The following is a 26,290-nucleotide window of genomic DNA, read 5'->3' as shown; positions in this document are numbered from 1 at the left end:
CCCTAGTCCCCAGGCCGCAGCAGGCAGCCGCTGGCACCCGCGTAGCGTGCGCTGCGCGATGCGAGCAGCGGGACGCTGCCGGTGATTGTCCTGGTCGCCGGATCCTCGCTCAGCGACACCATCTCCATCCCGGGTTCGAAATCGCTCTGACAGCTTTCGAGGCTGCGGCCCTGGACATAGCGGCACGAACAGCCGACGCGCGCGGCATAGGCCGACCCCAGCTCGGCCTGCGCCTTGAACGACGGGAATTTCCAGACCGCGAAGACCGTGAAGAGCACCACGCCAATGATCGCCCACGGCAGGCAGCCGCCCCAGCGGCCCCGTTTCTTCCGCAACAGCGCCGCATCGGCGGGCGGCGCGGCGGGTGACGGGGTGGCAGGGGGCGCCTCGCCCGTTGTAGGGCCGGTCGGATTGATGTTATTCACTTGGCCCATGATCACGAAAAAACGGCTACTGGCAAGTGCCGCCCTCGCGGTGCTGGGGGCGTGGACGCTGACCCAGGCGGCGGGGCAGGGGATGATGGCGCCCGCGTCGCCGGCGCCGAAATTCGGCGCGTCGCTCGACAGCGTCGAGGCGGCCCGGACGCCGCGTGCGCTGCCCGCCTTGCCCGCCGCGATCAGGACGCGCGCCGACGCGCTGTTTACCGATGCCGACGATGTCGGGCAGACGCGCGCGCTGCTCGTACTGCGCGACGGCGAGCTGATTTACGAACGCTATGGCGCGGGTTTCGGTCGCCAAACCAAGCTGATCAGCTGGTCGATGGCGAAAAGCATCACCGCGGTGCTCACCGGCTTCCTCGTCGCCGACGGACAATTGTCGCTCGACGGGCCGGCGCCCGTGGCGGCGTGGCAGCGCAGCGGCGATCCGCGCGGTGCGATCACGCTGCGCAACCTGCTGCACATGTCGGCGGGGCTCGAGCATGTCGAAAATGGCGATCCGATCTGGCAGGGCGATACGGTCGCGATGCTGTTCGGCGACGGTGCGGGCGACATGGCCGGTTTTGCCGAAGCCAAGCCCGCGGCGGCGCAGCCGGGCGAGGTCTTCAACTACAGCTCGGCGACCAGCGTCATCCTGTCGGACATCCTCGCCGACACGCTGACGCCGTCGCCGAACCCCGACGCGCGGCGCGATGCGATGCGCGACTTCATCGGCGGACGGCTGATCGAGCCGCTCGGTATGGCCAGCCTGACACCCGAGTTCGACGCGCACGGCACGATGATCGGCGGATCGATCATGCACGCGACCGCGCGCGATTACGCGCGGTTCGGCGAATTTCTGCGCAATCGCGGCGTCGTGAACGGCCAGCGGCTGCTCCCCGAAACCTGGATGCGCTTCATGCTGACGCCATCGCGGAATGATGCGGGCTATGGCGGCCATATCTGGCTGAACCGCAAACGTCCCGCCGGCGTCACGCCGGCGCTATGGCCCGATCGCGGTCCGAACGACCTCTTCGCCTGCATCGGCCACCAAGGGCAATATATCATCGTCTCGCCGTCGCAACGGGTGACGATCGTGCGGCTCGGCATCACGCGGGATGATCAGTTCCCCGCGTTGCGCCGCCATCTCGCCGACCTGACCGAAAGCTTATAGCAGGAAGTCGCCCACGACCGTCGTGACGCAAGTGCCGGTAAGCTCGACCATGTCGCCGTCGAGGCGGCAGCCGATATGGCCGCCGCGCGCGCTCGCCTGATAGGCGGCGAACGCGTTGCGGCTAAGGCGCGTCGTCCAATAGGGGGTGAGCACGCTGTGCGCCGAACCGGTGACCGGATCCTCGGGGATGCCGGCACCGGGCGCGAAGGCGCGGCTGACGACGTCGGCGCCCGACGAGTCGCCCGCCCCCGGCGCGGTCGCGATATAGAGAATGTCGCCCTTGCTCAGCGCGGCGAGGTCGGGGGCCAGTGCCCGGACTTCTTCGGCGTCATGATAGACGATCAGCGCATAGCCGCCCTCGTGCCACAGCGTTTCGACGACGTCGCCGCCCATCGCGCGCGCGATGTCGGGCATCGGCTTTGCCTCCGCGCGATAGGCGGGCAGCTTCATGCGATAGCCTTCGTCCTCGTCTCCTTCTCCGACAATCCGCGTGACCTGCAAGATGCCGGCCTTGCGCGTGCGAAAGCGCATCTCGTTGCGCCACTGCGCCGCCGATAGCAGCACATGCCCGCTCGCCAGCGTCGCATGGCCGCACAGCGCGACCTCGATCGTCGGCGTGAACCAGCGCAGTTCATAATCGGCCTCGTCGCTTTCGTCGGGGACGAGGAAGGCGGTTTCGGCGAGATTATTCTCGGCGGCGATCGCCTGGAGGGTCGCGTCGTCGAGCCATTCCTCAAGCGGCATCACCGCCGCGGGATTGCCGGTGAAGGGACGGTCGGCAAAGGCGTCGACCTGGGTGATCGGAAGGCGGCGGGCTGCGCTCATGGATATAGAAATCCTCTCGTCCAGCGGTCGCCGGCGCGCCGGAACAGCGTGCGTTCGTGCAGCCGGTGCGCCCGGTCCTGCCAGAATTCGATAGCCGAAGGATTAACGCGCCAGCCCGACCAGCGCGGTGGGCGCGGCACGTCCTGCCCGTCGAACCGCGCCTGCATCTCGGCGAAGCGCGCCTCGAAGGTTTCGCGGCTGTCGAGCGGGCGCGACTGGTCGCTCGCCCAGGCGCCGAGCTGGCTGTCGCGGCTGCGGGTGGCGAAATAGGCGTCGGCGGTGGCATCGTCGACCGGGGTCACCATGCCCTCGATACGAATCTGCCGGCGCAGCGACTTCCAGTGAAAGAGCAAGGCGACATGCGCGTTTGCAGCGAGTTCGCCGCCCTTGCGGCTGTCGAGGTTGGTATAGAAGACGAAGCCGTCGGGGCCATGCCCTTTCAAAAGCACCATGCGCAGCGACGGCCGGCCGTCGGGCGTCGTCGTCGCGAGCGCCATCGCGTTGGCGTCATTGGGTTCGCTAGCGCGCGCCTCGGCGAACCAGCCGTCGAACAGCGCAAAGGGATCGTCCGTCATGCGCGCGGTCATAATGCGCCCCGCCTTCGCGGTCGAGCGGGATCTATGTGGAACTTGACCGGCCCCGGCACATTACCACATGGCGCACCAATGGGCCTTCACGGCCAGTCACTTATCGGGTTACAGGAGCAAAATGGCCGATCCCTATTCCACCCTGGGCGTTGCGAAGACTGCAAGCGAAGCGGAGATCAAGTCCGCCTATCGCAAGCTCGCCAAGGAACTGCATCCCGACAAGAACAAGGACAATCCCAAGGCGTCGGAGAAATTCTCCGACGTTACCAAGGCCTATGACCTCCTGTCCGACAAGACCAAGCGCGCGCAATATGACCGCGGCGAGATCGACGGCGACGGCAATCCCGCCATGCCGTTCGGCTATGGCGGTGGCGGGGGGTTCCGCGGGGATCCGCGCGGGCAGGGCGGTTTTGGCAACGACGGTGCCGATTTCGGCGACATTTTCGAAGGGCTGTTCGGCGGGCGCGGCGGCGGCGGACCGTTCGGCGGCTTCGGCGGACGCAGCGCCCCGCCGCCCAAGGGCGCCAATGTCGCCTATCGCCTGTCGGTCTCCTTCATCGACGCCGCGACGCAGGCGCCGCAGCGCATCACGCTCGCCGACGGGGGCACGATCGACCTGAAATTGCCCGCCGGGGTCGAAACGGGAACGCAGATGCGCCTCGCCGGCAAGGGGCAGGCGGGGCCCGGCGGCACCGGCGACGGCATCGTCACGATCACCGTCAAGGACCATCCCTTCTACGAGCGCGAGGGCGCCAATATCCGGCTCGACCTGCCGGTGACGCTGAACGAGGCGGTCAAGGGCGCGAAGGTCAAGGTGCCGACGGTCGACGGCCCGGTGATGCTGTCGATCCCCGCAGGCTCCTCTTCGGGAAAGGTCATGCGCCTGAAAGGCAAGGGCTTCAGCCAGAAAAGCGGCGGACGCGGCGACCAACTCGTGCGGCTGATGGTTGACCTGCCCGCCGACGACGATGCGCTGATCAAGCTGCTCAGCGAATGGACCGATCCGCGCAACGTGCGGGCGGATCTCGGCGTGTGATGCGTGGCTGATACCAGCGAAAAAAAGATCGTCGCCGCACTCGAACGCGAGGTCGCCGACGAGGTCGGCAAGGAGTTTCTTGCTGAAGGCCATTCGCCGCATTCGCCTGAGGCCCGCGCCGAGCGCGCCAAGCGTGTGCATTTGCGCGCGCGCGCCGAGGGGCTGATCGAGCGCGGACGCGAACAGCTCGGCCCCGGCACGCGCGCCTATCATGTCGTTCGCCGCGTCATCGTCGGCACCTACACCGACGGCTTCATCCACGCGGGCAATCTCGCCTATCTCGCGCTGATCGCGCTCTTCCCCTTTTTTATCCTGCTCGCCGCTGCGCTGTCGATCTTCGGCGGCAGCGTCGGCGGCGAACGCGCGGTCGAGGCGGTGTTCTCCACCATGCCGCCGACGGTCGCGAAGGCCCTGTCGGGCCCGATCCGCGAGGTGATGACCGCGCGCACCGGCATCTTCCTGTGGCTCGGCGCGCTTGTCGCGCTGTGGACGGTGGGCAGCCTGATCGAAACCGTGCGCGACATCCTTCGCCGCGCCTATGGCACGCATTTTTCCAAGGGCTTTTTCCACTACCGGCTGCTGTCGATCGGCATCATCACCGGCGCGGTCGTGTTGATGCTGCTGTCGTTCAGCATGCAGGTGCTGATCGTTGGTATCGAACAATTCGTTACCCGCTTCCTGCCCGAACAATATCAGGCGTGGGGCGTCGTCCTGATCTCGCGCGGGGTGTCGGGGGCGGGGCTGTTCCTCGCCATCTATATGCTCTTTTACAGCCTGACCCCGTCGAAATACCGGCGGCTCAAGAAATGTCCCAAATGGCCGGGCGCGCTTTTCACGACCTTGTGGTGGATCGGCGTCACCCTCGCGCTGCCGCCGCTGCTCGCCAGCCTGCTCAGCTATGACGCAACCTATGGCAGCTTGGCGGGTGTGATGGTCGCGCTTTTCTTTTTCTACCTCGTCGGATTGGGTATGGTGATGGGCGCCGAACTCAATGCCGCGCTCGTCGAGGTTGAGGATTTGGGCCACGACGCTATTGGGCGCGTCGACGACGTAATTATTGCAAAGGCCGGAGAAGAAAAATGACGGGTCTGATGAAGGGCAAGCGCGGGCTGATCATGGGCCTCGCCAATGATAAATCGCTTGCTTGGGGCATTGCCAAGGCGCTGCACGCGCATGGCGCCGAACTGGCGATCTCCTATCAGGGCGACGTCATGCTGAAGCGCGTCAAGCCGCTCGCCGACGAGCTTGGCTGCGATTTCCTGATCGACTGCGACGTTGCCGACATGGACAATCTCGACGCGGCATTCGCGACGCTTGGCGCGCGCTGGCCGACGATCGACTTCGTCGTCCATGCGATCGGCTATACCAACAAGGAAGCGCTGCGCGGCCACTATGCCGATGTGACCCTCGAAGATTTTCTGATGACGATGAACATCAGCGTCTATAGCTTCACCGCAGTCGCCAAGCGGGCGGCGGCGATGATGACGCCCTTCGACCCCGAAACGGGTGAGGGCGGCGGTTCGCTGCTGACCCTGAGCTATTATGGCGCCGAAAAGGTCATCCCGCACTACAACGTCATGGGCGTCGCCAAGTCGGCGCTGGAGACGAGCGTCAAATATCTCGCCAACGACTATGGCCCGCAGGGCGTGCGCGTGAACGCGATCTCGGCTGGCCCGATCAAGACGCTCGCGGCGTCGGGAATCGGCGATTTCCGCCTGATCCTCAAATGGAATGAATTTAACGCCCCGCTGCGCCGCAACGTCACGATCGACGATGTCGGCGGCTCGGCGCTCTATCTGCTGAGCGACCTCGCGAGCGGGGTGACGGGCGAAACGCACCATGTCGACGCCGGTTATCACACGGTCGGCATGAAGCAGGAAGACGCCCCGGACATCGCGCTTGCCTGACGGCCTTGTCATCCGTCCCGCACGGGCGGCGGATGAAGCGGCTATCGACAGCGCCATTCGCGCGGCCTTCGTTGGCACCGAATTCGGCCATCAGGGCGAAGCGGATCTGGTGCGGATGATCGAAGCCGACGGCGATGCGTTAGTCTCGCTCGTCGCCGAAGCGGACGGCGCGATCATCGGGCATGTGCTGTTCAGCCGGATGGACGTCGAAGCCGACGGAGCGCTGCTGACGGCCGCCGGCCTCGCGCCCGTATCGGTCGCGCCCGAAGGGCAGGGGCAGGGGATCGGCGGCGCGCTGATCCGCGCCGGGCTGGAAGAACTGCGCGTACAGGGCGTGGCGATCAGCTTCGTTCTCGGCCATGCGGACTATTATCCGCGCTTCGGCTATTCACCCGAACTCGCGGCGCGTTTCGCCTCACCCTTCGGCGGGCCGCATTTCATGGCGATGATGCTGGACTCGGACGCGCCTTGGCCGCTAGGCGGGCGCGCGGACTATGCGCCCGCATTTGGCCGGATGGGATAGGGCAATGAGTTTCAACAGCTTCGGACGCGTCCTTCGCTTCACGACGTGGGGAGAAAGCCATGGTCCCGCACTTGGAGCGGTCGTCGACGGCTGTCCGCCGCGCCTGTCGCTGTCCGAAGCCGACATCCAGCCCTTTCTCGACAAACGCCGCCCCGGCCAGTCGCGCCATACCACGCAGCGGCAGGAACCCGACCAGGTCCGCATCCTGTCGGGGACCTTCGAGGGCAAGACGACGGGCACGCCGATCAGCCTGATGATCGAGAATGTCGACCAGCGGTCGAAGGATTATGGCGAGATAGCGCAGGCCTATCGCCCCGGCCACGCCGATTACGCCTATGACGCCAAATATGGCATCCGAGACTATCGCGGCGGCGGCCGGTCGAGCGCGCGCGAGACCGCAGCGCGCGTTGCGGCGGGCGGGGTCGCGCGGCTGGTGATCCCTGAAGTGCAGATCCACGCCTGGGTCGCCGAAATCGGCGGCGATGCGATCGATCCTGCGAACTTCGACCTCGAAGAAATTGATCGCAATCCCTTTTTCTGTCCCGACCCCGCAGCGGCGCAGCGCTGGGAAGGGCTGATGGACGCCGCGCGCAAGGCGGGCAGCTCGCTCGGCGCCGTCATCGAATGCGCCGCGAGCGGCGTTCCCGCCGGCTGGGGCGCGCCGATCTATGCCAAGCTCGACAGCGACCTCGCCGCGGCGATGATGGGGATCAACGCGGTGAAGGGCGTCGAGATCGGCGCCGGCTTCCATGCGGCGCGCCTCCGCGGCGAAGAAAATGCCGATCCGATGCGCCCCGCGAGTGATGGCAGCAACCGTCCCGATTTCCTCTCGAACAACGCCGGCGGTATCGCCGGCGGCATTTCGACCGGCCAGCCGGTCGTCGTGCGCGTCGCCTTCAAGCCGACCAGTTCGATCCTGACCCCGGTGCCGACCGTCAACAAGGCGGGCGAGGCGGCCGACATCGTCACCAAGGGCCGCCACGACCCTTGTGTGGGTATTCGCGGCGCGCCGGTGGTCGAAGCGATGATGGCGCTGGTGCTCGCCGATCATAAACTGCTGCATCGCGCGCAGAACGGCTGACATGATCGAAGCGATCCGGGCTTTCATCGAGGCGCATCAGGCGGTCCTGTCGCTGTTCATTCTCGCCGCGATGTTCGTCGGCTTCCTGATGGAGCGGCTCCCCGCGACCGTCATCGCGATCCTTGGCGCTTGCACCTATCTCGCGCTCGGCATCCTCGATGCCAAGGGTCTCTATTCGGTCTTTTCCAACTCGGCGCCGATCGTCATCGGCGCGATGTTCGTGCTGTCGGGCGCGCTTATCCGCACCGGCGTCATTCAGCGCGTCGCAGACACGATCATGAAGCGCGCGGAGAAGCACCCGCGGCTCGCGATCGTCGAAGTGCTTGTGGGCGCGCTTTTCGCATCGGCTTTCCTGAACAACACGCCCGTGGTGGTGGTGCTGTTGCCGATCATGTTGAAGCTCGCCGAAGTGACGGGGGTCAGCGCCAAGAAGCTGTTGATGCCGCTGTCGATCGCGGCGGTGCTTGGCGGCACGCTGACCCTCATCGGAACCTCGACCAACCTGGTCGTCGACGGCATCGTGCGTCAGGCCGGGATGGAGCGTTTCGGCATTTTCGAAATCACCCCCGTCGGCCTCGTCACCGCCGCGTCGGGGATGATCGGTCTCGCGCTGATGTGGTGGCTTCTGCCGTCGGACAAGCCCGTGAAAGGGCCGGCGGGGACGCACGACGCGCACCAGTATCTGACCGAACTGGTGCTCGGCGACGACGATGATCTGGTCGGCATGACGGTCGAGGCTTTTCGCGATCTGCCGCGCTCGGGCCGCATCGTCGGGGTGCGCCGCGGCTCGGTGGTCGTGCATAGCGCCGATCTGGAACATTGGACGCTGGCGGCGGGCGATCGGCTGATCCTCCGCGTCGATGGCGCGACTCTGATGACGTGGCGCGAGCAGGGCCGGTTTCGCCTTGGGATCGGTGGCGGCGAGCCAGCCGAGGGCGACGTGGTCGTCGAAACGATGATCGCGTCGAACCATCCGGCGATCGGCCAGCGGCTGATCGATATTCCCTTCCTGCAAAAGGTCCGCGCGCGCATCATCGGCGTCGATCGCCCCGCGCACGAGCCCGGCCCCGATCTCGCGAGCGTCCGCATCCGCCCCGCCGACCGCCTGCTCGTCGCCGGCGGGCAGCGCGAGGTCGAGGCGCTGCGCGACAATCCGCACCTGATCGGCGCCGATCTCGCCAAGGTTCGCGCGTTTCGCCGCGGCAAGGCGTGGATCGCGATCCTGTGCATGATCGCGGTCGTCGCGCTCGCCGCGCTCGATATCATGTCGATCGGGGTCGCCGCGATCATCGCGATCGGCGTGATCCTCGTGACCCGCTGCATCGACAGCGAGGAAGCGTGGGGGACGATCGACGGCGACGTGCTGATCCTGATCTTCGCGATGCTGGCGGTCGGGCTGGCGCTCGAACAGAGCGGCGCGGTCGCGATGATGGTCGGCTGGGTCGAGCCGTTGCTCGCGGACCAGCCGATGTGGGTGCTGATCTTCGGCATCTACTTCTTTGCGCTGATCCTCTCCGAACTGCTCAGCAACAATGCGGTCGCGGCGCTGATGACGCCGGTGACGCTCGCGATCGCCGCCGAACTGGGGGTCGATCCGCGCCCGCTGGTGATCGCGCTGATGATTGGGGCGTCGGCGTGTTTCGCGACCCCGATCGGTTATCAGACGAACACGATCGTCTATGCCGCGGGCGACTATCGCTTCGTCGATTTCGTGAAGATCGGGGTGCCGCTCAACATCATTACAGGGGTTTCGACCTGTCTCGCGATCGCCTTCTTCATAACCTGATCGCATAACGGACGAACCGCCAGCCCCTTGACGCTGCGGCTTGCGGCGGGTCAAAGGGGCAAGATTCTGGCCGGTCACGGCGCGCCATAATGATTATTCGGGGGACGGCCGCATGGACCGCAAGCTTACATTATATATTCTCGCGGGCATGGTGCTCGGGATCGTGGTGGGATATGCGGTCCGCGTCGCCGTGCCCGCCGACAGCCAGGCGTTCGAATATTGGCTGCGCAGCTTCGGCACGCTCGCCACCATCTTCCTCAACCTCATCAAGATGCTCGTCGCGCCGCTGATCCTCGGCACGCTCATCTCGGGTATCGCGCATATGGGCGACAGCTCGGCCCTCGGCCGCATCGGCACGCGCGCGATCGCCTGGTTCATCATCGCCAGCCTGATCTCGATCAGCCTCGGCCTGATCATGGTCAACCTGCTCCAGCCCGGTGTCGGGGTCGACATGACCGCTTCCGCCCAGTCGGTGGGAGAGGTGAAAAAGCTCGATATGTTCGAATTCATCGAACATATCTTCCCGAAGAACGTCATCGCGGCGATGGCGGAGAACAACGTCCTCCAGATCCTCGTCTTCGCGCTTTTCGCCGGCGTCGGGCTGACCGCGATTGGCGAAAAGGGCAAGCCGCTGGTGCGCGGCGCCGAAGCGCTCGCCGAACTGATGCTGCAGATCACCGGCTATGTCATGCGTCTCGCGCCGCTCGCGGTTTTCGGGGCGCTGGCCAAGGTCGTCGCAGAGCAGGGTCTCGGCATCCTCGCGACCTATGCCGAGCTGCTCACCGAATTCTACATCGCGCTCGTGCTGCTCTGGGTGCTGCTGCTCGCCGCCGGCGCGATCTTTCTGCGCGGACGCATCATCCAGCTCATCCGCTACATCCGCGAACCGCTGCTCATCGCCTTTTCGACCGCCTCCTCCGAAGCCGCGATGCCGAAGCTCTTCGAACAGCTCGACCGCTTCGGCGTGCCGCGCCGCATCTCGGGCTTCGTCCTGCCGCTGGGCTACAGCTTCAACCTCGACGGGTCGATGATGTATGCGAGCTTTGCGACTATCTTCATCGCGCAGGCCTATGGCATCGAGCTGTCGATCGGCACCCAGATCCTGATCCTGCTCACGCTGATGGTATCGTCGAAGGGGATCGCCGCGGTACCGCGCGCGAGCCTCGTCGTCATCACCGCGACGCTCGCGATGTTCGACCTGCCGGTCGAGGGCGTCGCGCTCGTCTTCGCGATCGACCATTTCCTCGACATGGGCCGCACCGCGACCAATGTCGTCGGCAATGCGGTGGCGACCAGCGTCATCACGAAGTGGGAAGGCATGCTCGAAGTGCCCGAACCCGCCGACGCCGAACGGCCGCACGCGCCGGCGCATACGGCGCATCATGGAACCCGCGGGCTCGATCTTCGTGATAGTGATGCGGCGGGGGATAATAAGCCAGCGGCCGATAACGCCTAGCGCGCGAGCTGCCGGCCGCTCCATCGGGGGCGAGCAAGGAGCTGAGCCATGGCCGAAGCGGCCGCAATCGACGAAGCCGAACGCGACGAGGCGCGCGCCCGGCGGCTGCGCTGGCGAATGCTCGTCGGCTTTCTCGCCGGGCTCGCCATCGGTCTTGCGGTTCATTACGGCGCGCCGGATGCGGCGTGGGTCGAAACGGTCACCACCTATGTGACGGGGCCGCTCGGGCAGATATTCCTGCGCCTGCTCTTCATGCTCGTCATCCCCCTGCTCGTTTCGGCGCTGATCGTCGGGGTCGCCGAAATGGGAGAAATGCGCGCGCTGAAATCGGTCGGCCTGCGCACGCTTGTCTATACGATCGCGGTGTCGACGATCTCGGTCGTCATCAGCCTTCTCGTCGTCAACCTGCTCCAGCCGGGCGCCGGGGTCGATCCGGCGCTGGCGCGCTCGTTGATGGCCGAAGGCGCCGCCGGCGCGCAGGCGATCGCCGATCGCGCGGGCGAATCGAAATCCGGGATGGACGCGGTGGTCGCGATCGTCCCCGACAATATCTTCGCCGCGATGGGCGCGAACGATGTGCTCGCGGTGATGTTCTTCGCGCTTTTCTTCGGCATCGGACTGATGCTGGTGAGCACCCCGCGGACCGAGACGCTGAAGACCGCGATCGAGGGCATTTTCGAGGTGGTGATGAAGCTGATCGGCCTCGTCATCCAGCTCGCGCCAATTGCCGTCTTCTGCTTCATGTTCAACCTCGCCGCGCAGTTCGGCTGGGACCTCATCATCCGCCTGTCGGCCTTCGTCGGGGTCGTGCTGCTCGCGCTCGCGCTCCAGATGTTCGTGGTCTTTCCGGTGCTGCTCAAGACGCTCGCGCGAAAATCGCCCGTCGCCTTCTTCCAAGAGACGCAGGAGGCCTTCGTCATGGCCTTTGCGACCGCCTCGTCGAACGCGACGCTGCCGACCGCGCTGCGCGTCGCGCACGACCGCCTGCGCCTGCCCGACCGCGTCGCGCGCTTCGTGCTGACGATCGGGGCGACGGCGAACCAGAACGGCACCGCGATGTTCGAGGGGGTGACGGTGATCTTTCTCGCCCAATTCTTCGGCATCGACCTGACGCTTCAGCAGCAGATCGTCGTGATGCTCGTCTGCATCCTCGGCGGGATCGGGACGGCGGGTGTGCCCGCGGGTTCGCTGCCGGTGATCGCGCTGATCCTCGCCTCGGTCGGCGTGCCGCCCGAAGGGATCGGGTTGATCCTCGGCGTCGACCGCTTCCTCGACATGTGCCGCACGACGCTCAACGTTATCGGCGATCTGGTCGCGGCGACGGTGGTATCGGCGGGCGTGAAGGACGGGACGACGGCAAAGGCCGCCCCGCCCGCTTGACGATCAGTCCGGACGGGTCTTGTTCGCCCGATCGCTGCGCGCGCGGCCGGCGGGCGGTGTTGCGCGCGGCGCGGGCGCGCTGCGCACCGCCGGTGCGGGACGCGGGCCGCGGTCGGGCCGGGCCGAAGGCGGGCGCGACGGCGAGGAAATGTCGCGGCCCGGGCGCGGACGAACCGCGCCGGGACCGCGATCGGGACGTCCCGGATTGCCCGCGACCGGCGGCCTCTCCGGACGACCGGGCCGCGTACCGCGCGGGCCGTCATTGTCGCGGTCGCCGCGGTTCCATCCACCCGGACGGCTTGGCCGGCCATCGCCCGGGCGGCCGTCGCGGTCGCCATGATTCCAGCCGGGGCGTCCATGATTGCCGGTTGCCGGGGGCTTGCCCGGACGGCCCGGTCGCGTTCCGCGCGGGCCGTCGTCGTCGCGGTCGCCGCGATGCCAGCCGGGACGGCCAGGCTTCCAGTCCTTGCGCCCGCCATGATGCTTCCACCAGGCGCGGCGCCCGCCCCAATAGTTGAGATAGCGATCGCGCAGCGGATAGCGGTTGCGGTAATTGTCGAACATCCACATGCCATAGCCGGGATAATAATAATCGTCGTACCAGCCGCCGCCGAAACCGATATTGACGAAGCCGTTGCCATAATCCGACGCGTCGTAGCAGTCGTAGCCATAGCCATCGTCATAGGCATAGCCGTCATAGTCGTAATAGGCGTCGCCATAGCGCGCGGCGCAATCGCCGCCCGACGCGTAGCTCGCGCCATAGACGTCGCCATAATAGCAGCCGCTGAGCGTCGTCGCAGCGAGCGCGCCGAGCGCAAGGGAAAGGGGACGCTTCAAACTCTTCGCCATGGGCTTTGTCCTTTAGGGTCCAACGGTTGCGACCCGTCACCTTGTTCAGCAAATTGCCCGAGTCGAGTTGAATTTGCGGTGAATGGTGTCCCGCGCCCCGCAAGGCGTTACTTGCATCGATGTCAGTAGTTGGTTACGCCGGTCGTCGGAACATGATGGACGAGGATCGACCGATGAACGCGCCGACGAATATCCAGCCTGCGAAGAGTGAATGGTCCGAAACGCGTTTCGGTCCTGAGACGCGGCACTGGCTGCCGCGCAATCCCGACAGCGCGATCGACCATATCCCGGGTGAGGACGGCATGCCCGTGCTCGGCAACACGCTCGAACAGCTTCGTGACTATCCGGCCTTCGCGAACCGCATGGTTGCCAAATATGGCCGCGTCTATCGCAATAACAGCTTCGGCGGGCGCAGCGTCGCGCTGCACGGGCCCGAGGCGAACGAACTCGTCATGTTCGACCGCGAGAAAATCTTCTCCTCCGAACAGGGCTGGGGACCCGTGCTCAACCTGCTTTTCCCGCGCGGGCTGATGCTGATGGACTTCGAAAAGCATCGCGCCGATCGCAAGGTGCTGTCGGTGGCCTTCAAGCCCGAACCGATGCGCCACTATGCCGATTCGCTGAACGAGGGGATCAAGGACCGCATCGGCCAGTGGAGCGGAAAGACCTTCAAATTCTATCCGGCAATCAAGGAGCTGACGCTCGACCTCGCCGCGACGAGCTTTCTCGGCATCCCCTGGGGGCCGGAGGCGGACAGGGTCAACAAGGCGTTCGTCGACATGGTGCAGGCGTCGATCGGCGTCGTGCGCGTGCCCTTGCCCTTTACCGCGATGGGACGCGGCGCGAAGGGGCGCGCCTATCTGGTCGACTATTTCGGCAAGATGGTCCCCGAGCGACGCGAGGGCAGCGGCGAGGACATGTTCAGCCAGATCTGCCGCACGCGCGACGACGACGGCGAATATATGTCGGTCGAGGCGATCGTCGATCATATGAACTTCCTGATGATGGCGGCGCACGACACGATCACCAGTTCGATCACAACGCTCGTCTGGCAGCTTGCGCGCAACCCTGAATGGCAGGACCGGCTGCGCGAGGAGATGCTGAGCGTCGCACCGGCGGGCGAGGGGGTCGGGCACAACAGCCTCGGCGAGCTCGAAATGACCGAATGGGCGTTCAAGGAGGCGCTGCGGCTCGTGCCCCCGGTGCCGAGCTTCCCGCGCCGGGCATTGAAGGATTTCGAATATGGCGGCTATCGCATCCCTGCCGGCACCTCGGTCGGCGTCAGCCCGGCCTATACGCATATGATGGAGGAGCATTGGCCCGAGCCGCACAAGTTCGACCCGATGCGCTTTTCGCCCGAAGTCGCGCGCGAGCGGCACAAATATGCGTGGGTGCCCTTCGGGGGCGGCGCGCACATGTGCCTGGGGCTGCACTTCGCCTATATGCAGGCGAAAATCTTCTTCCATCATGTCGTCACGACGCACCGCATCACCGTCGCCGACGGCTATGCGCCCGAATGGCAGGTGCTGCCGATACCACGGCCCAAGGACGGGCTGACGGTGAGCTTTGTCCCGTTGTAGGTGGCCGACGTCGGCTTAGGGGGGGAAGCGGACAATGACGACGGAATATGGGTCTGCAACCGGTCGCTAACTGCCCCTCTCCCCGCCACATATACCGCCGGTCTTCACCCCCGAATAAACAGGTTCCGGATCCACGGCGACCGGCCGCGCGCTGCCGCGCGCCAGTCGCCATCGTCGGCGGCATCGGGCGCGGCGCGGCTGGGGTCGAGCAGCTTGACCCGTGTCCCGCGAAACGCCGCCGTGCGATAGGTGACGAACGCCAGTCCATGTTCGAGCGCGGTTGCGGCGAGCAGCGCGTCGCGGTCGTTGCCGAGCGTGAGTGCCGCCCGCCGGCGCGCAATCGGCAGATCGACCGGCAGGACACGGCCTTCGAACGCCGGCAGCAATTGGCCGTCGATCCAGTCGCGCCACGCCGTGCCCGCCGCCTTGCCCTGTTCCGTCGCCAGCGCGGCGGCATTTTCCAGCTCGACGAGCGACAGCGCCGACAGGAACATCGATTGGCGCGACGTGCGCTGCGCCCATCCCGCAAGCGCCGCGCCTTCGCCATCGGCGCGGGCGTGGCGCAGATCGAACAGGATTCCTGCGTCGAGCAGAAACATCAGCCGCGCCCCTCCAGCGCCTTGCGCAGATACGCACGGTCGAGCGCGGCTTCGCCGGGCGGCGCGGCGAGCAACTGCGCCATAGTCTCGCGTTCGCCGCTGAGCTGCCGCCATGCGTCGATGCTGATCAGCACATGCGTGGGACGCCCGCGATCGGTGACGAACACCGGTTCCACAAGCGCGAATCGCTTAGCGCGGCTGACATCCTGATTGAGTTCGCGGCTTGTGACGCGCTTCATCACCACCCCTCGCTATGCAAAATCATAGCATATTGTGATCGTTCACATGTAGGTATGTTACTACACTGTGGCGGCTCGGCAACAAAAATGATCGCGGTACCGGAAATCGACCGTTGCGGGCCGCCCAATTGCGAAGTCGCCATTGCATCCGCGGCGCTTTCATGCCTCCTGATGCCGGGAAAAAGCGGAAGACGGTGCAATCGAGATCGTCGTCGCTATGGTGGGGAGAGATAAATTGGTATCAAATATGTTCCATGAGCTGGTCGAGGCGATCGGCGATGTGCTCGGCGCACACGGCCCGGCGATCAATTCCCCGGCAAGCTATACCCCGACCGACTTCAGCATCCATTTCTTCCTTCAGATCGCCGTGATTCTGCTCGTTTGCCGCGCCGTCGGCTGGGCCGCGAAGAAATTCCTCGGGCAGCCGCAGGTCGTGGGGGAAATGATCGCCGGCGTCCTCATCGGCCCCTCGCTCTTCGGCCTCTTCTTCCCCGAATTTCAGGCAGCGCTTTTCCCGAAGGAAACGCGCAGCATCCTCTACGTCTGCGCGCAGGTTGGCGTGGGCCTTTATATGTTCCTCGTCGGCACCACGCTGCGCCTCGACCATTTCCAGTCGAAGGCGAAAAGCGCGATGGGCGTGTCGGCAGCGGGCATTATCGCGCCCTTCCTGTTCGCCGCGCTGATCACGCCTTTCCTGCTCGACGTCCCGGGCCTCTTTACCGAGGGGCTGAGCCAGGGCAGCGCGACTTTGTTCATGGGCGCGTGCATCGCGCTGACCGCGTTCCCGATGCTCGCGCGCATTATCAATGAACGCGGCCTCGCCGATACCGCGCTCGGCACGCTTTCGCTGACGGCGGGCGCATTCGACGACGCCGTGTCATGGTGCGTGCTCGCGATCGTGCTCGCGACCTTTGGCGGCGGCCCCGGCGTGGCGCTGATCGCGATCGTCGGCGGGCTCAGCTTCGCGCTGTTCATGTTCTCCATCGGACGCCGCCTGCTCGTCCCGCTCCGCCGCATCATCGAGGAACGCGGCGAGATGAGCGACACGATGCTGTCGATCGTCCTGATGCTTTTCGCGCTCTGCGCCTTCGTCATGGACGCCGCGGGCATCCACGCGGTGTTCGGCGGCTTCATCCTCGGCGCCTGCATGCCGCGCGGCAAGCTGACCGAAGAGATCAAGCGCAAGATCAGTCCGATCACGATCCTGCTCGTCCCCGTCTTCTTCACTTACTCGGGGCTCAACACCCGGCTCGACACGGTGAACAGCCTGATGCTGCTCGCGCTCGCGCTCGGCATATTGCTCGTCTCGATCGCGGCGAAGTTCGGCGCTTGCTGGCTCGCCGCACGGCTCGCGGGCGAGGACAATCGTACCGCGATGGGCATCGGCGCGCTGATGAACGCGCGCGGGCTGATGGAGCTGATCATCATCAACATCGGGCTTCAGAAAGGGATCATCGGTCCGACGCTCTTTTCGATGATGGTGCTGATGGCGATCATCACCACGGTGATGGCGGGTCCGTTGTTCGAAATCGTCTATGGGCGCAAGGCGCGCGAGACGGGTGAACTTGGCCAACTCGGCACCGACGGTCCCGACGAACCACGGGCCGACGCCCAGCTTGCCGCCAAACCCGCCTGAGATCAGGCCGTCGTTGCACCCGCGTTGATCTGATCGATCATCGCGCGGTGCGCCGGCAGTTCGCTCGCCGCGCGGTCGCCGAAGTTCCTGATCCGGGCAAAGATGCGTTCGGCCTCGGCCACGTCGGGGAAATCCTCGCGCACCGGCGAAAGGTCGGTGCGAAATTCCATGCCATAGAGGATATATTGATAATTGAAGGGCGCGAAGCTTTCGAGGTCGAGGATGAAATCGAAGCGGCTCGGCGGGCGATAGCGCCACTCCTCCAGCAATTGTTTCAGCCGGTCGGGGATCGAGGCCGGGTCGCGATTGTCGCGCCAAAAGCCTTCGCGGCGCCGGCTCAGGCAATAGTGAAGCTTCAGGAAATTGATGATGTTGTCGTAGCGCGCCGCCATCAGTTCGTTGAACCGCCGCGCCGGGGCGGCGACCGGCCCGCTGAGCGGTAGCATCTCGGCGATCATCGCGGCCGCCGTCTCGATCATCACGAGTCCCGTCGACTCGAGCGGCTCGAGGAACCCGCCCGACAGCCCGACCGCGACGCAATTCTTCACCCAGGAAGCGGGGCGATAGCCGGCCTCGAACGGAATCGACCGGAGCGTGACGTCATGGCTGCGGCCGCCGGTGTAGTCCGCCAGTATCTCCGCGGCGCGCGCATCGCTCAGATGCTCGCTCGAATAGACGCAGCCGACCCCCCGCGCGCCGGCCAGGCCGATGTCCCACGTCCACCCCGCCTCGTGCGCAGCGGCGATCGTATAGCTTTCGATCGGCACGTCGGGGCGGTCATAGGGCAGCTTGCACGCGAGCGCGCGGTCGGTGAACAGCTGGTGCTTCACGCCCCGGAACGGCGATTGCAGCGCGCCGCCGATCAGTTCGGCGCGGAAACCCGAACAGTCGATGTAAAGGTCGGCCGCGAGCGCGCCATGCTCGGCGGTGACGACATGATCGATCGCGCCGCTTTCGGGATCGAGCGCGACCTCCGTGAGCGTGCCGCCAAGATGCGCGACCCCCATCGCGCGCGCCTCTGCCGACAGGGTTTCGGCCAGCCGCGCGGCATCGAAATGATAGGCGTAGGTGAGGGGGCCGCTGAATTCGCCCTCGCCGGGGCGCTTGGGCGCGCGCTGCGCCTCGGCGACGCGGTTCTGGATCGTCATCGCCTCGGCGAACGGCCGCCGCGTCTTTTCGTCCTGAAGCAGCCAATAGGCGACGAGGCTGGGGCCGTCGCCATCGAACGGCGGCTCGAAGGGATGGAGAAAATGGCTCGACCGGCCGGCTTCGGGGGTGTGCACCCAATCGTTGAAACGAATGCCCTGTTTGAAGGTCGCCGACGTCGCGCGCACGAACGCGCTTTCGTCGATGCCGATGAAGCGCAGCGTATTACGGATCGTCGGAAATGCGCCTTCGCCGACGCCGATGCTGCCGATCTCGTCCGACGCCAGCAGCGTGATCGACAGGCGCGGATTGCGCGGCAGGTCGAAAAAGCGCGCGAGATAGGCGGCAGTCAGCCAACCCGCGGTGCCGCCGCCGACGATCAGGATCGAGCGTTTCGTCATTGATAACGCTATCGAGCCGCAAATTGCTTTCGCCAAGCGGTAATTTGCGGCACCGGGTAAGCGAAACCATGAAGACTCTCCGCCCCTATCTGATCTGGTTCGCCGTAGCGGTGCTGCTGACGATCGGCGCGATCTTCGGCATGCAGTGGGTGCGCGATCATCCCGAGCATTTCCCCGGCGCGCGCTTCGAGCTCGCGCACCCGCCGGGATGGGCGACGCAGGGCAAGCTGGTCGCGCTCGCCGGCGACGATGCCGCCTGCTTCGCCGCGTTCGACCGTGCGGGCGCGGGCTATCTGCGGCGGCCGCCCGTCGGCAACGGGATATGCCGCGCGAGCCAGCGCATGATCCTGACCGGCAACCGGTTCGTGCCGACGATGCGGCCCGCGGGAGCGGCGCCCGGCTGCGCGGTGACCGCGGCGATGGCGCTATGGGATCGTGACGTCGTTCAGCCGGCGGCCGAGCGATATTTCGGGCAGAGGGTCGTCGAGGTCGAAAATCTCGGAAGCTATAACTGCCGCAAAATCGCCGGGCGCGAAGCGCAGAGCGAGCATTCTACCGCCAATGCGATCGACATTTCGGCATTTGTCCTTGCCGACGGCACGCGCATTTCGCTGATCAACGACTGGGAGCCCGGCGACACGCGCAGCGAATTTCTCCACGACGTCCGCGACGGAGCGTGCGACCTGTTCGGCACGGTGCTGTCACCCGACCATAATGCGGCGCATGCCAATCATTTTCATCTCGACATGGCGGCGCGCACTGCGGGCTGGTCGGTCTGCCGCTAACGGCGGCTGCCGACGCGCGGAACGAGCATGCCGACGCGTCGGCGATAGCCGGCATAGGCCTCGCCGAAGACGTCGATCAGGTCGCGCTCTTCGAGCCGGATCGCGATCAGCATATAGAGCGAGAATCCGGCTGCGAGCAGCAGATGCCCCGCGGTCATCATGGGCGTCGCCCAGAAGGCGATGAAGAATCCGGCATAGAGCGGATGGCGGACGAACCGATAAAAGAGTGGCTGCCGCAGCACCGGCGGCGCGGCCGCCCGTTCGCGCAACGCGAACCACGCCTGCTGCAGCCCGAACAGCTCGAAATGGTTGATCAGGAAAGTGCTGGTCAGCACGATCAGCCATCCAAGGCCGAAGAGCCCCCACAGGATCGCGGCGCCGACAGGATTGCTCACCGTCCAGACCGGCGTCGCCCATTCGTGCCAGAACAGCATCAATATGATCAGCGCCAGGCTGGCGAGCAGCACATAGGTGCTGCGCTCGATCGGCGCGGGCACGATGCGCGTCCACGCCGCCTTGAACCCCGGCCGCGCCATCGCGCTATGCTGGACACCGAACAGGGCGATCAGCGCGACATCGATCAGCAGCGTTCGCCCGGGCGGTGCCTCGCGCGCGAAATCGACGGTCGGCTGGACGAAAGAAAAGTTGCCGACAAAGGCGATAAGATAAAGAAATGTCGCGAAGAATATCGCGTAGCAGATGGCCGCATAGGCCAGATAGAAGGCACGAACCATGGTGCTGCCCCTTCTTTTGGAGGAGCCATCATAGCATGTTTTTCGCGGAAAAGCGCGCCTTAGACGGTGAAGCTCTCGCCGCAGCCGCACGCGCCCTTGGCGTTCGGATTCTCGAAGACGAAGCCCGCGGCGAAGTCGTCCTCGACCCAGTCCATCACGCTGCCGATCAGGTAGAGCACCGACGCGCCATCGATGTAGAAGACGCCGCCCGGCGTCTCGATCTTCTCGTCGAACTTCACCTCTTCGGTCACATAGTCGACCGAGTAGGCGAGCCCCGAGCAACCGCGGCGCGGGGTCGACAGGCGCACGCCGATCGCGCCCTCGGGCGCCGACGCCATCAGCTTGGCGATGCGCGCCTCGGCGTTCGGCGTCAGCGTGACGGCGGCGGGGCGAGCGCGGGTTTTGGTCTCGGTCATCACAACATCCCCAGTTCGAGCCGCGCCTCGTCGCTCATATTCTGCGGCGACCAGGGCGGGTCCCAGACGAGATTGACCTCGGCATCGCCAACCCCGGGCACCGCGCCGACGCGCAGTTCGACCTCGGCGGGCATCGATTCCGCCACCGGGCAGTGCGGCGTCGTCAGGGTCATCGTGACGAGCACATGCCCTTCGTCGATCTCGACATTGTAGATGAGGCCGAGGTCGTAGATGTTCACCGGAATCTCGGGGTCGAAAATCTCCTTGAGCGCGTCGATGACGGCTTCGTAGAGGTCGCCGCCGACCGCGCCGGGCTCGACCGCCGCCGGCTTGGCGGCGAGGAAGCCTTCGAGATAGTCGCGCTTGCGTTCGAGTTTCTCGGGTGCGGTCTCGACGTCCTCGACGCGCGCCTTCGGCGGCGCCGCGACGCTTTCCACTTCCTCAACCTTGATTGTGCCGTTCTCGCTCATCCGAAAATCCTTTCGACGCGGGCGAGGCCGTCGATCAGCGCCGCCACATCGTCGTCATTGTTGTAAACGCCAAAACTGGCGCGCGCGGTCGCGGGTACGCCCAGATGCTCCATCAGCGGTTGCGCGCAATGGTGCCCGGCGCGGATCGCGACCCCGCTTTCGTCCAAGATAGTGCCGATATCGTGCGGATGAACCCCCGCCATCGAAAAGCTGACGATTCCTGCACTGTTTACAGGACCATAGAGGGCGATGCTGTTCTTGCGTGCGAGGGCCTCGCGCAAGCTGCCGACCAGCGCGCATTCGTGCGCGTGGATCGCCTCGATCCCGATGCTTTCGACATAATCGACCGCCGCCGCGAGCCCCAGCGCCTCGACGATCGCGGGCGTGCCCGCCTCGAAGCGGGTGGGGGCGGGGGCATAGGTCGTCCGCTCGAAGGTCACGCGGTCGATCATCGATCCGCCGCCCTGCCAGGGCGGCAACGCGCTGAGCTTGTCGCTCCACAGCACGCCGATGCCGGTGGGGCCGTACAGCTTGTGTCCCGAAAAGGCGTAATAGTCGCAGCCCAATGCCGCGACATCAACCGGCAGGCGCGGCACGGCCTGACAGCCGTCGATGAGCAATTCGGCGCCGACGCGGTGCGCGAGTTCGGCGGCGCGCGCGACATCGAGCGGGCTGCCGAGCACGTTCGAGACGTGGGCGAAGGCGACCATCCTGTGTTCGGGGGTCAGGATTTTCGCGGCGGCGTCGAGGTCGATGCGGCCGTCTTCGGTCAGCGGGCAGACGTCAACCTGCCAACCCGCGAGCTGCCATGGCACGATATTGCTGTGATGTTCGAGCATCGACAGCAGTATGCGGCCTTTGCGGGGGTGCGAATGAGCGACGAGGTTGATCGCCTCGGTCGCGCCGCGCACGAACGCGACCTGCTCTTCCTTCGCGCCGATAAAGCCCGCGATCCGCCGCCGCGCCGCTTCATAGGCGAGCGTCATGTCGGCCGAGCGCGCATAGACGCCGCGGTGGACGGTCGCATAGTCGCGGCCCATCGCGTTCACCATCGCGTCGATCACCGCCTGCGGCTTCTGCGCGGTCGCCGCGGTGTCGAGATAGTGCCAGCCGGGGGTGAGGCCGGGGAAGTCGGCGCGGACGTCGGGGAAGGTGCGGAGGGCGGTCGTGGTGGTCACACCAGCTCTCCCAGCTTCGCGAGCGCGAGCGCCTGCAGCCGCTCTTCGTCCTCGGCGCCGTCGAATACCCCCGCGACGAAGGCCTGCAGCAGCAGCTTCTTCGCTTCGGCGGGCGGCAGCCCTCGCGACTGGAGATAATAGAGCGCCATGGCGTCGAGCTCGCCGATCGCGCAGCCGTGCGCGCATTTGACGTCGTCGGCGAAGATTTCGAGTTCGGGCTTGGCGTTGGCGGTCGCGCTGCGTTCGAGCAACATCGCCTTCACATCCTGCTCGCTATCGGTCTGCTGCGCGTCGCGCGCGACCGCGACCTTGCCGAGATAGGTGCCGGTGGCGGTGCCACCGAGCACCGAGCGCACCATCTGCCGCGAGGTCGCACCGGGTTCGGCATGGGTGACGGTGGTAATAATCTCGAGAGTCTGCTCGCCCCCGCCGATCTGCGCCGCGCCGAGGGTGAAATCGGCGCCCTCGTGCAGCGTGACGTTCAGTTCGATGCGGCCATAGGCGCCGCCGATGTTGAGGATATGCAGCGACGCGGTCGCGCCCTTGCCGATGCTCATTTCGATCTGCCGGATCGCGCCTTCATCCTGAATGATCGCGCGTTTGAAGTCGCCGCCCGCGGGCACGATGATGCTCTCCGGCGCGGGCAGCGGCCACGCCGCGGTTACCGCGTCGATGTCGGCGTAACGCCACGCCTCATCGCGGCGCGAGGGGAGGGCGGCGGTGTTCAAGCCGTAACCTCCGCATAGCCATGCGCTTCCAGTTCGCGCGCCAGTTCGGGACCGCCCGACTTGACGATGCGCCCGCCGGCGAGGACGTGGACGAAATCGGGCTGCACATAGTCGAGCAGGCGCTGATAATGGGTGATCAGCAGCACCGCCTTGTCGGGGCGGCGCATGATCGCATTGATGCCATCGCCGACGACGCGCAGCGCGTCGATGTCCAGCCCTGAGTCCGTTTCGTCGAGGATCGCGAGCTTGGGGTCGAGGATGCCCATCTGCACCATCTCGTTGCGCTTCTTCTCGCCGCCCGAAAAGCCGACGTTCACCGGGCGCTTGAGCATATCCATGTCGAGCTTGAGCAGCCCCGCCTTCTCGCGCGCCAGCTTCAGGAAATCGCCGCCCGATAAAGGCTCCTCGCCGCGCGCCTTGCGCTGGGCGTTGAGGCTTTCGCGCAGGAACTGGACGTTCGACACGCCGGGGATTTCGACCGGATATTGGAAGCCAAGGAACAGGCCCGCCGCGGCGCGCTCGTGCGGGTCGAGGGCGAGAAGGTCGAGCGTTTCGGTGGTTCCCGTTCCGCGCTGAAAGCCGGAGCCCGCCTCGTCGGATGTGCTCGCGCCGGGGAACATGACCTCGGGCGTGAAGCTGGCCGATCCTTCGGTGACCTCATAACCCGGCCGTCCGCCAAGCACATAGGACAGCGTCGACTTGCCCGCGCCGTTCGGCCCCATGATCGCATGGATTTCGCCCGCATTGATGGCGAGCGACAGGCCCTTCAGGATCGGTTTGTCGGCGACGGTGGCGTGGAGGTTTTCAATTTTGAGCATCATGTCCATCGATGTTGAGAAGATAGCGTTTATGGATGCGGTCGACCGGCGTACCGTCGGCAAGCGGCTCGGCTCGGTCGACGGCATAATCTTCGAGTCCCATCTTCGAATAGAAGGCGAGACCTCCGATGTTGTCGGCGCGGATCGTCGCGTTGATCACAGCGAGACCGAGTTGGCCAGCCCGCGCGCGCGTTGCGGCGAACAAGACAGTGCCCACCCCCTTCTGGATGCCATCGACCCGCGTGAAGGTGCCGATGTCGCCCCAATCCTTCGGATAGCGGTCCTCGCGGATCAGCGTCTGAAATCCTTCCAGCCGACCGTCCGGGCCCACTGCGACGAAACAACTCCACACGTCCGGGCCGGTGAGATAGGCGGCGTCGAGGCGATCGGGCGTGAAGGGCGTCTCCAGAGCGGTCGTGCCGCCGCGCGCGATAATCGCGTTGAGCAGCGCGGTCAGTTCGGGCGCGTCGTTCGAGGTGGCGGAACGAACTTCGACGCTCATCCGACGCTCCCCTCAAGGCTGATCCCCAGCAGCTTTTGCGCCTCGACCGCGAATTCCATCGGCAGTTGCTGCAGCACTTCCTTCGCAAACCCGTTGACGATCAGCGCCACCGCTTCCTCCTGCCCCAGCCCGCGCTGCATCGCGTAGAAGAGCTGGTCGTCGCTGATCTTGCTCGTCGTCGCTTCGTGCTCGACGGTCGCGCTCGGGTTGCGGACTTCGATATAGGGCACGGTATGCGCGCCGCAGCTACTGCCCAAAAGCAAACTGTCGCACTGGGTGAAGTTGCGCACGCCCTCGGCATTCGGCGCGACGCGGACGATGCCGCGATAGGTGTTGTTCGACTTGCCCGCGCTGATCCCCTTGCTGACGATGGTCGAGCGCGTGCGCTTGCCGTTGTGGATCATCTTGGTGCCCGTGTCGGCCTGCTGGAAATTGTTGGTGACCGCGACCGAATAGAATTCGCCGACGCTGTCGTCGCCGTTGAGCACGCAGCTCGGATATTTCCAGGTGATCGCGCTGCCCGTCTCGACCTGCGTCCACGACACCTTGCTGCGCTTGCCCTGGCAGAGCGCGCGCTTGGTCACGAAATTATAGATGCCGCCGAGGCCCTCGGCGTTGCCGGGATACCAGTTCTGCACGGTCGAATATTTGATCTCGGCATCGTCCAATGCGACCAGTTCGACCACCGCGGCGTGGAGCTGGTTCTCGTCGCGCATCGGCGCGGTGCAGCCTTCGAGATAGGAGACATAGGCGCCCTTGTCGGCGACGATCAACGTGCGCTCGAACTGCCCCGTATTCTCGGCATTGATGCGGAAATAGGTGCTGAGTTCCATCGGGCAACGGACGCCCTCGGGCACGTAAACAAACGTCCCGTCCGAGAAGACCGCGCAGTTCAATGTGGCGAAATAATTGTCATGCATCGGCACGACCTTGCCGAGCCACTTCTTCACCAGCTCGGGATATTCGCGGATCGCTTCGGAGATGGCGAGGAAGATCACGCCCGCGCGCTTCAGTTCCTCGCGGAAGGTCGTCGCGACGCTGACGCTGTCGAACACCGCGTCGACCGCGACCTTGCGCGCGCCCTCGACCCCCGCGAGCACTTTCTGCTCCTCGATCGGGATGCCGAGTTTCTTGTAGACTTCGAGGATTTCGGGATCGACCTCGTCGAGGCTCGAAAGCTTCGGCTTCGCCTTGGGCGCCGCGTAATAATAAGCGTCCTGATAGTCGATCGGCGGGACGTTGAGCTTCGCCCAGTCGGGCGTTTCCATCGTCTGCCAGTGGCGGAACGCCTTCAGCCGCCAGTCGAGCATCCATTCGGGCTCGTTCTTCTTCGCGCTGATGAAACGGACCGTGTCCTCGGTCAGCCCCTTGGGCGCGAAGTCGGTCTCGATGCTGGAGGACCAGCCATGCTCATAATCGGCGACTTTTGCGGCGGCGTCGTGCGCGGCCTGGTCCTTGACGGGAAGTTCGGTGTTGTCGGTCATAGAAGAATTCCGTTCGCCTCGAGCGAAGTCGAGAGGCCCATCGGTTGTGCGCTGCCGAGGGGTATCTCGACTTCGCTCGACACGAGCGGGTTTGATTTGCGGGGTGTCACGGTGAGGCTCGCCAAACTGATCTCCGCCAAAGCGCCGCGCACCGCGCCGTTGACGACGCCCCAGTGCGGCTGCACCTTGCAGCTGCCTTCGAGCGAGCAATCATGGCGTCCTTCGGCGACGCAGGAGGTGAGCGCGATCGGCCCTTCGACGGCTTCGATGATGTCGGCGACATTGATCGCCGCCGCGGGCCGCGCGAGCCGCACCCCGCCGCCGCTGCCGCGCGACGCGACGAGCAGCCCGGCGCGCGCGAGCTGGCTGACCAGCTTTTGCGCGGTCGGCCCCGGGATGCCCGTCTGCTCGGCGAGCATGCCGGCGTGAATCGGCACCGACCCGCATTGGCGGGCGGCGGCGCTCATCAGCACCACGGCATAATCGGCAAGGTTGGACAGGCGCATGTTCTTTTCCGTCGCAATTGCGAACGATTCTTAACTGGAGTAAATTAC

General features: G+C 65.5%; 28 protein-coding genes. 12 read left to right on the top strand and 16 right to left on the bottom strand.

Going from position 1 to position 26,290, the window contains the following annotated elements; translation table 11 throughout:
• Nucleotides 1-2 precede the first annotated feature (2 nt).
• Complete coding sequence (locus tag VFG17_RS05420) at nucleotides 3-434, bottom strand: hypothetical protein (protein ID WP_325029081.1); 432 nt, start codon at nucleotides 432-434, stop codon at nucleotides 3-5.
• Between VFG17_RS05420 and VFG17_RS05415 the strand changes: the two genes are divergently transcribed.
• Nucleotides 433-1,590: a serine hydrolase gene (locus tag VFG17_RS05415; RefSeq protein WP_325028443.1), complete on the top strand. Its 1,158-nt coding sequence runs from the start codon at nucleotides 433-435 to the stop codon at nucleotides 1,588-1,590. The genes VFG17_RS05420 and VFG17_RS05415 overlap by 2 nt on opposite strands.
• Here VFG17_RS05415 and VFG17_RS05410 read toward each other — a convergent pair.
• Together VFG17_RS05410 and pdxH are read right to left on the bottom strand one after the other, a co-directional pair.
• Nucleotides 1,585-2,415, bottom strand: coding sequence for a PhzF family phenazine biosynthesis protein (locus VFG17_RS05410; RefSeq protein WP_325028442.1), 831 nt, complete (start codon nucleotides 2,413-2,415; stop codon nucleotides 1,585-1,587). The two genes, VFG17_RS05415 and VFG17_RS05410, sit on opposite strands and share 6 nt — an antisense overlap.
• Entirely contained in the window at nucleotides 2,412-2,990 is a 579-nt protein-coding gene (gene pdxH, locus VFG17_RS05405; RefSeq protein ID WP_325029080.1) for a pyridoxamine 5'-phosphate oxidase, read from the bottom strand. Before pdxH ends, VFG17_RS05410 begins: the two co-directional genes overlap by 4 nt.
• A 133-nt stretch (nucleotides 2,991-3,123) precedes the next feature.
• On the opposite strand from pdxH, the gene VFG17_RS05400 reads away from it, so the two are divergent.
• The 8 genes from VFG17_RS05400 (at nucleotide 3,124) to VFG17_RS05365 (ending at nucleotide 12,171) form a co-directional block, all read left to right on the top strand.
• Nucleotides 3,124-4,038 (top strand): J domain-containing protein, encoded by a 915-nt coding sequence (locus VFG17_RS05400; protein WP_325028441.1) that lies wholly within the window; start codon nucleotides 3,124-3,126, stop codon nucleotides 4,036-4,038.
• 3 nt (nucleotides 4,039-4,041) lie between these two features.
• Entirely contained in the window at nucleotides 4,042-5,121 is a 1,080-nt protein-coding gene (locus VFG17_RS05395) for a YihY/virulence factor BrkB family protein (protein ID WP_325028440.1), read from the top strand.
• Nucleotides 5,118-5,945 (top strand): enoyl-ACP reductase FabI, encoded by an 828-nt coding sequence (fabI, locus tag VFG17_RS05390; protein ID WP_325028439.1) that lies wholly within the window; start codon nucleotides 5,118-5,120, stop codon nucleotides 5,943-5,945. The genes VFG17_RS05395 and fabI overlap by 4 nt, the downstream gene beginning before the upstream one ends.
• On the top strand, nucleotides 5,938-6,468 hold the full coding sequence (locus tag VFG17_RS05385) for an N-acetyltransferase (RefSeq protein WP_325028438.1): 531 nt from the start codon (nucleotides 5,938-5,940) through the stop codon (nucleotides 6,466-6,468). The genes fabI and VFG17_RS05385 overlap by 8 nt, the downstream gene beginning before the upstream one ends.
• A 4-nt stretch (nucleotides 6,469-6,472) precedes the next feature.
• A complete protein-coding gene (gene aroC, locus VFG17_RS05380; protein ID WP_325028437.1) occupies nucleotides 6,473-7,549 on the top strand; it encodes a chorismate synthase in 1,077 nt (358 codons plus the stop codon).
• Between the two features lies 1 nt (nucleotide 7,550).
• The gene (locus VFG17_RS05375; RefSeq protein ID WP_325028436.1) at nucleotides 7,551-9,335 is read left to right on the top strand and encodes an SLC13 family permease; all 1,785 of its coding nucleotides are present in this window, start codon (nucleotides 7,551-7,553) and stop codon (nucleotides 9,333-9,335) included.
• A 112-nt stretch (nucleotides 9,336-9,447) separates the two neighbouring features.
• Entirely contained in the window at nucleotides 9,448-10,791 is a 1,344-nt protein-coding gene (locus VFG17_RS05370; protein WP_325028435.1) for a dicarboxylate/amino acid:cation symporter, read from the top strand.
• 48 nt (nucleotides 10,792-10,839) lie between these two features.
• Nucleotides 10,840-12,171 carry a dicarboxylate/amino acid:cation symporter gene (locus VFG17_RS05365; protein ID WP_325028434.1) on the top strand — a complete coding sequence of 444 codons (1,332 nt, stop codon included), beginning with the start codon at nucleotides 10,840-10,842 and terminating at the stop codon, nucleotides 12,169-12,171.
• A gap of 3 nt (nucleotides 12,172-12,174) precedes the next feature.
• Here the strand turns inward: VFG17_RS05365 and VFG17_RS05360 are convergent, their stop codons facing one another.
• Nucleotides 12,175-13,020, bottom strand: coding sequence for a hypothetical protein (locus VFG17_RS05360; RefSeq protein WP_325028433.1), 846 nt, complete (start codon nucleotides 13,018-13,020; stop codon nucleotides 12,175-12,177).
• A 173-nt stretch (nucleotides 13,021-13,193) separates the two neighbouring features.
• Here VFG17_RS05360 and VFG17_RS05355 point away from each other — a divergent pair, with 173 nt between their 5' ends.
• Entirely contained in the window at nucleotides 13,194-14,600 is a 1,407-nt protein-coding gene (locus VFG17_RS05355) for a cytochrome P450 (protein WP_325028432.1), read from the top strand.
• Nucleotides 14,601-14,704: 104 nt separating this feature from the next.
• Here VFG17_RS05355 and VFG17_RS05350 read toward each other — a convergent pair whose 3' ends face one another.
• Nucleotides 14,705-15,199, bottom strand: coding sequence for a PIN domain-containing protein (locus VFG17_RS05350; protein WP_325028431.1), 495 nt, complete (start codon nucleotides 15,197-15,199; stop codon nucleotides 14,705-14,707).
• A complete protein-coding gene (locus VFG17_RS05345) occupies nucleotides 15,199-15,438 on the bottom strand; it encodes a type II toxin-antitoxin system prevent-host-death family antitoxin (protein WP_325028430.1) in 240 nt (79 codons plus the stop codon). The genes VFG17_RS05350 and VFG17_RS05345 overlap by 1 nt, the downstream gene beginning before the upstream one ends.
• A 247-nt stretch (nucleotides 15,439-15,685) precedes the next feature.
• Here VFG17_RS05345 and VFG17_RS05340 point away from each other — a divergent pair, with 247 nt between their 5' ends.
• A complete protein-coding gene (locus tag VFG17_RS05340) occupies nucleotides 15,686-17,074 on the top strand; it encodes a cation:proton antiporter (RefSeq protein WP_325028429.1) in 1,389 nt (462 codons plus the stop codon).
• Between the two features lie 2 nt (nucleotides 17,075-17,076).
• On the opposite strand, the gene VFG17_RS05335 is transcribed toward VFG17_RS05340, so the two are convergent.
• Nucleotides 17,077-18,621 carry a tryptophan halogenase family protein gene (locus VFG17_RS05335; RefSeq protein WP_325028428.1) on the bottom strand — a complete coding sequence of 515 codons (1,545 nt, stop codon included), beginning with the start codon at nucleotides 18,619-18,621 and terminating at the stop codon, nucleotides 17,077-17,079.
• 68 nt (nucleotides 18,622-18,689) lie between these two features.
• On the opposite strand from VFG17_RS05335, the gene VFG17_RS05330 reads away from it, so the two are divergent.
• On the top strand, nucleotides 18,690-19,406 hold the full coding sequence (locus tag VFG17_RS05330) for an extensin family protein (protein WP_325028427.1): 717 nt from the start codon (nucleotides 18,690-18,692) through the stop codon (nucleotides 19,404-19,406).
• On the opposite strand, the gene mddA is transcribed toward VFG17_RS05330, so the two are convergent.
• From mddA to VFG17_RS05285, 9 genes are read right to left on the bottom strand one after another with little or no spacing between them, the layout of a single operon-like run.
• Entirely contained in the window at nucleotides 19,403-20,140 is a 738-nt protein-coding gene (mddA, locus tag VFG17_RS05325) for a methanethiol S-methyltransferase (protein ID WP_325028426.1), read from the bottom strand. The genes VFG17_RS05330 and mddA overlap by 4 nt on opposite strands.
• Before the next feature lie 59 nt (nucleotides 20,141-20,199).
• Complete coding sequence (locus tag VFG17_RS05320; RefSeq protein WP_325028425.1) at nucleotides 20,200-20,556, bottom strand: iron-sulfur cluster assembly accessory protein; 357 nt, start codon at nucleotides 20,554-20,556, stop codon at nucleotides 20,200-20,202.
• Entirely contained in the window at nucleotides 20,556-21,026 is a 471-nt protein-coding gene (locus VFG17_RS05315; protein ID WP_325028424.1) for an SUF system Fe-S cluster assembly protein, read from the bottom strand. The genes VFG17_RS05320 and VFG17_RS05315 overlap by 1 nt, the downstream gene beginning before the upstream one ends.
• Nucleotides 21,023-22,204 carry a cysteine desulfurase gene (locus VFG17_RS05310; protein ID WP_325028423.1) on the bottom strand — a complete coding sequence of 394 codons (1,182 nt, stop codon included), beginning with the start codon at nucleotides 22,202-22,204 and terminating at the stop codon, nucleotides 21,023-21,025. Before VFG17_RS05310 ends, VFG17_RS05315 begins: the two co-directional genes overlap by 4 nt.
• The gene (locus tag VFG17_RS05305; RefSeq protein ID WP_325028422.1) at nucleotides 22,201-22,932 is read right to left on the bottom strand and encodes a SufD family Fe-S cluster assembly protein; all 732 of its coding nucleotides are present in this window, start codon (nucleotides 22,930-22,932) and stop codon (nucleotides 22,201-22,203) included. The genes VFG17_RS05310 and VFG17_RS05305 overlap by 4 nt, the downstream gene beginning before the upstream one ends.
• Nucleotides 22,929-23,750, bottom strand: a complete 822-nt coding sequence (gene sufC / locus VFG17_RS05300) for a Fe-S cluster assembly ATPase SufC (protein ID WP_325028421.1) — start codon at nucleotides 23,748-23,750, stop codon at nucleotides 22,929-22,931. The genes VFG17_RS05305 and sufC overlap by 4 nt, the downstream gene beginning before the upstream one ends.
• Nucleotides 23,737-24,252: a GNAT family N-acetyltransferase gene (locus VFG17_RS05295; RefSeq protein ID WP_325028420.1), complete on the bottom strand. Its 516-nt coding sequence runs from the start codon at nucleotides 24,250-24,252 to the stop codon at nucleotides 23,737-23,739. The genes sufC and VFG17_RS05295 overlap by 14 nt, the downstream gene beginning before the upstream one ends.
• On the bottom strand, nucleotides 24,249-25,736 hold the full coding sequence (sufB, locus tag VFG17_RS05290; protein WP_325028419.1) for a Fe-S cluster assembly protein SufB: 1,488 nt from the start codon (nucleotides 25,734-25,736) through the stop codon (nucleotides 24,249-24,251). Before sufB ends, VFG17_RS05295 begins: the two co-directional genes overlap by 4 nt.
• A complete protein-coding gene (locus VFG17_RS05285; protein ID WP_325028418.1) occupies nucleotides 25,733-26,242 on the bottom strand; it encodes an SUF system Fe-S cluster assembly regulator in 510 nt (169 codons plus the stop codon). Before VFG17_RS05285 ends, sufB begins: the two co-directional genes overlap by 4 nt.
• Nucleotides 26,243-26,290 lie beyond the last annotated feature (48 nt).

Source organism: Sphingopyxis sp., assembly GCF_035686825.1.
Taxonomy (GTDB): domain Bacteria; phylum Pseudomonadota; class Alphaproteobacteria; order Sphingomonadales; family Sphingomonadaceae; genus Sphingopyxis.
The sequence above is the reverse complement of the archived record's forward strand: the minus strand, read 5'-3'. Positions and strand labels throughout refer to the sequence as shown.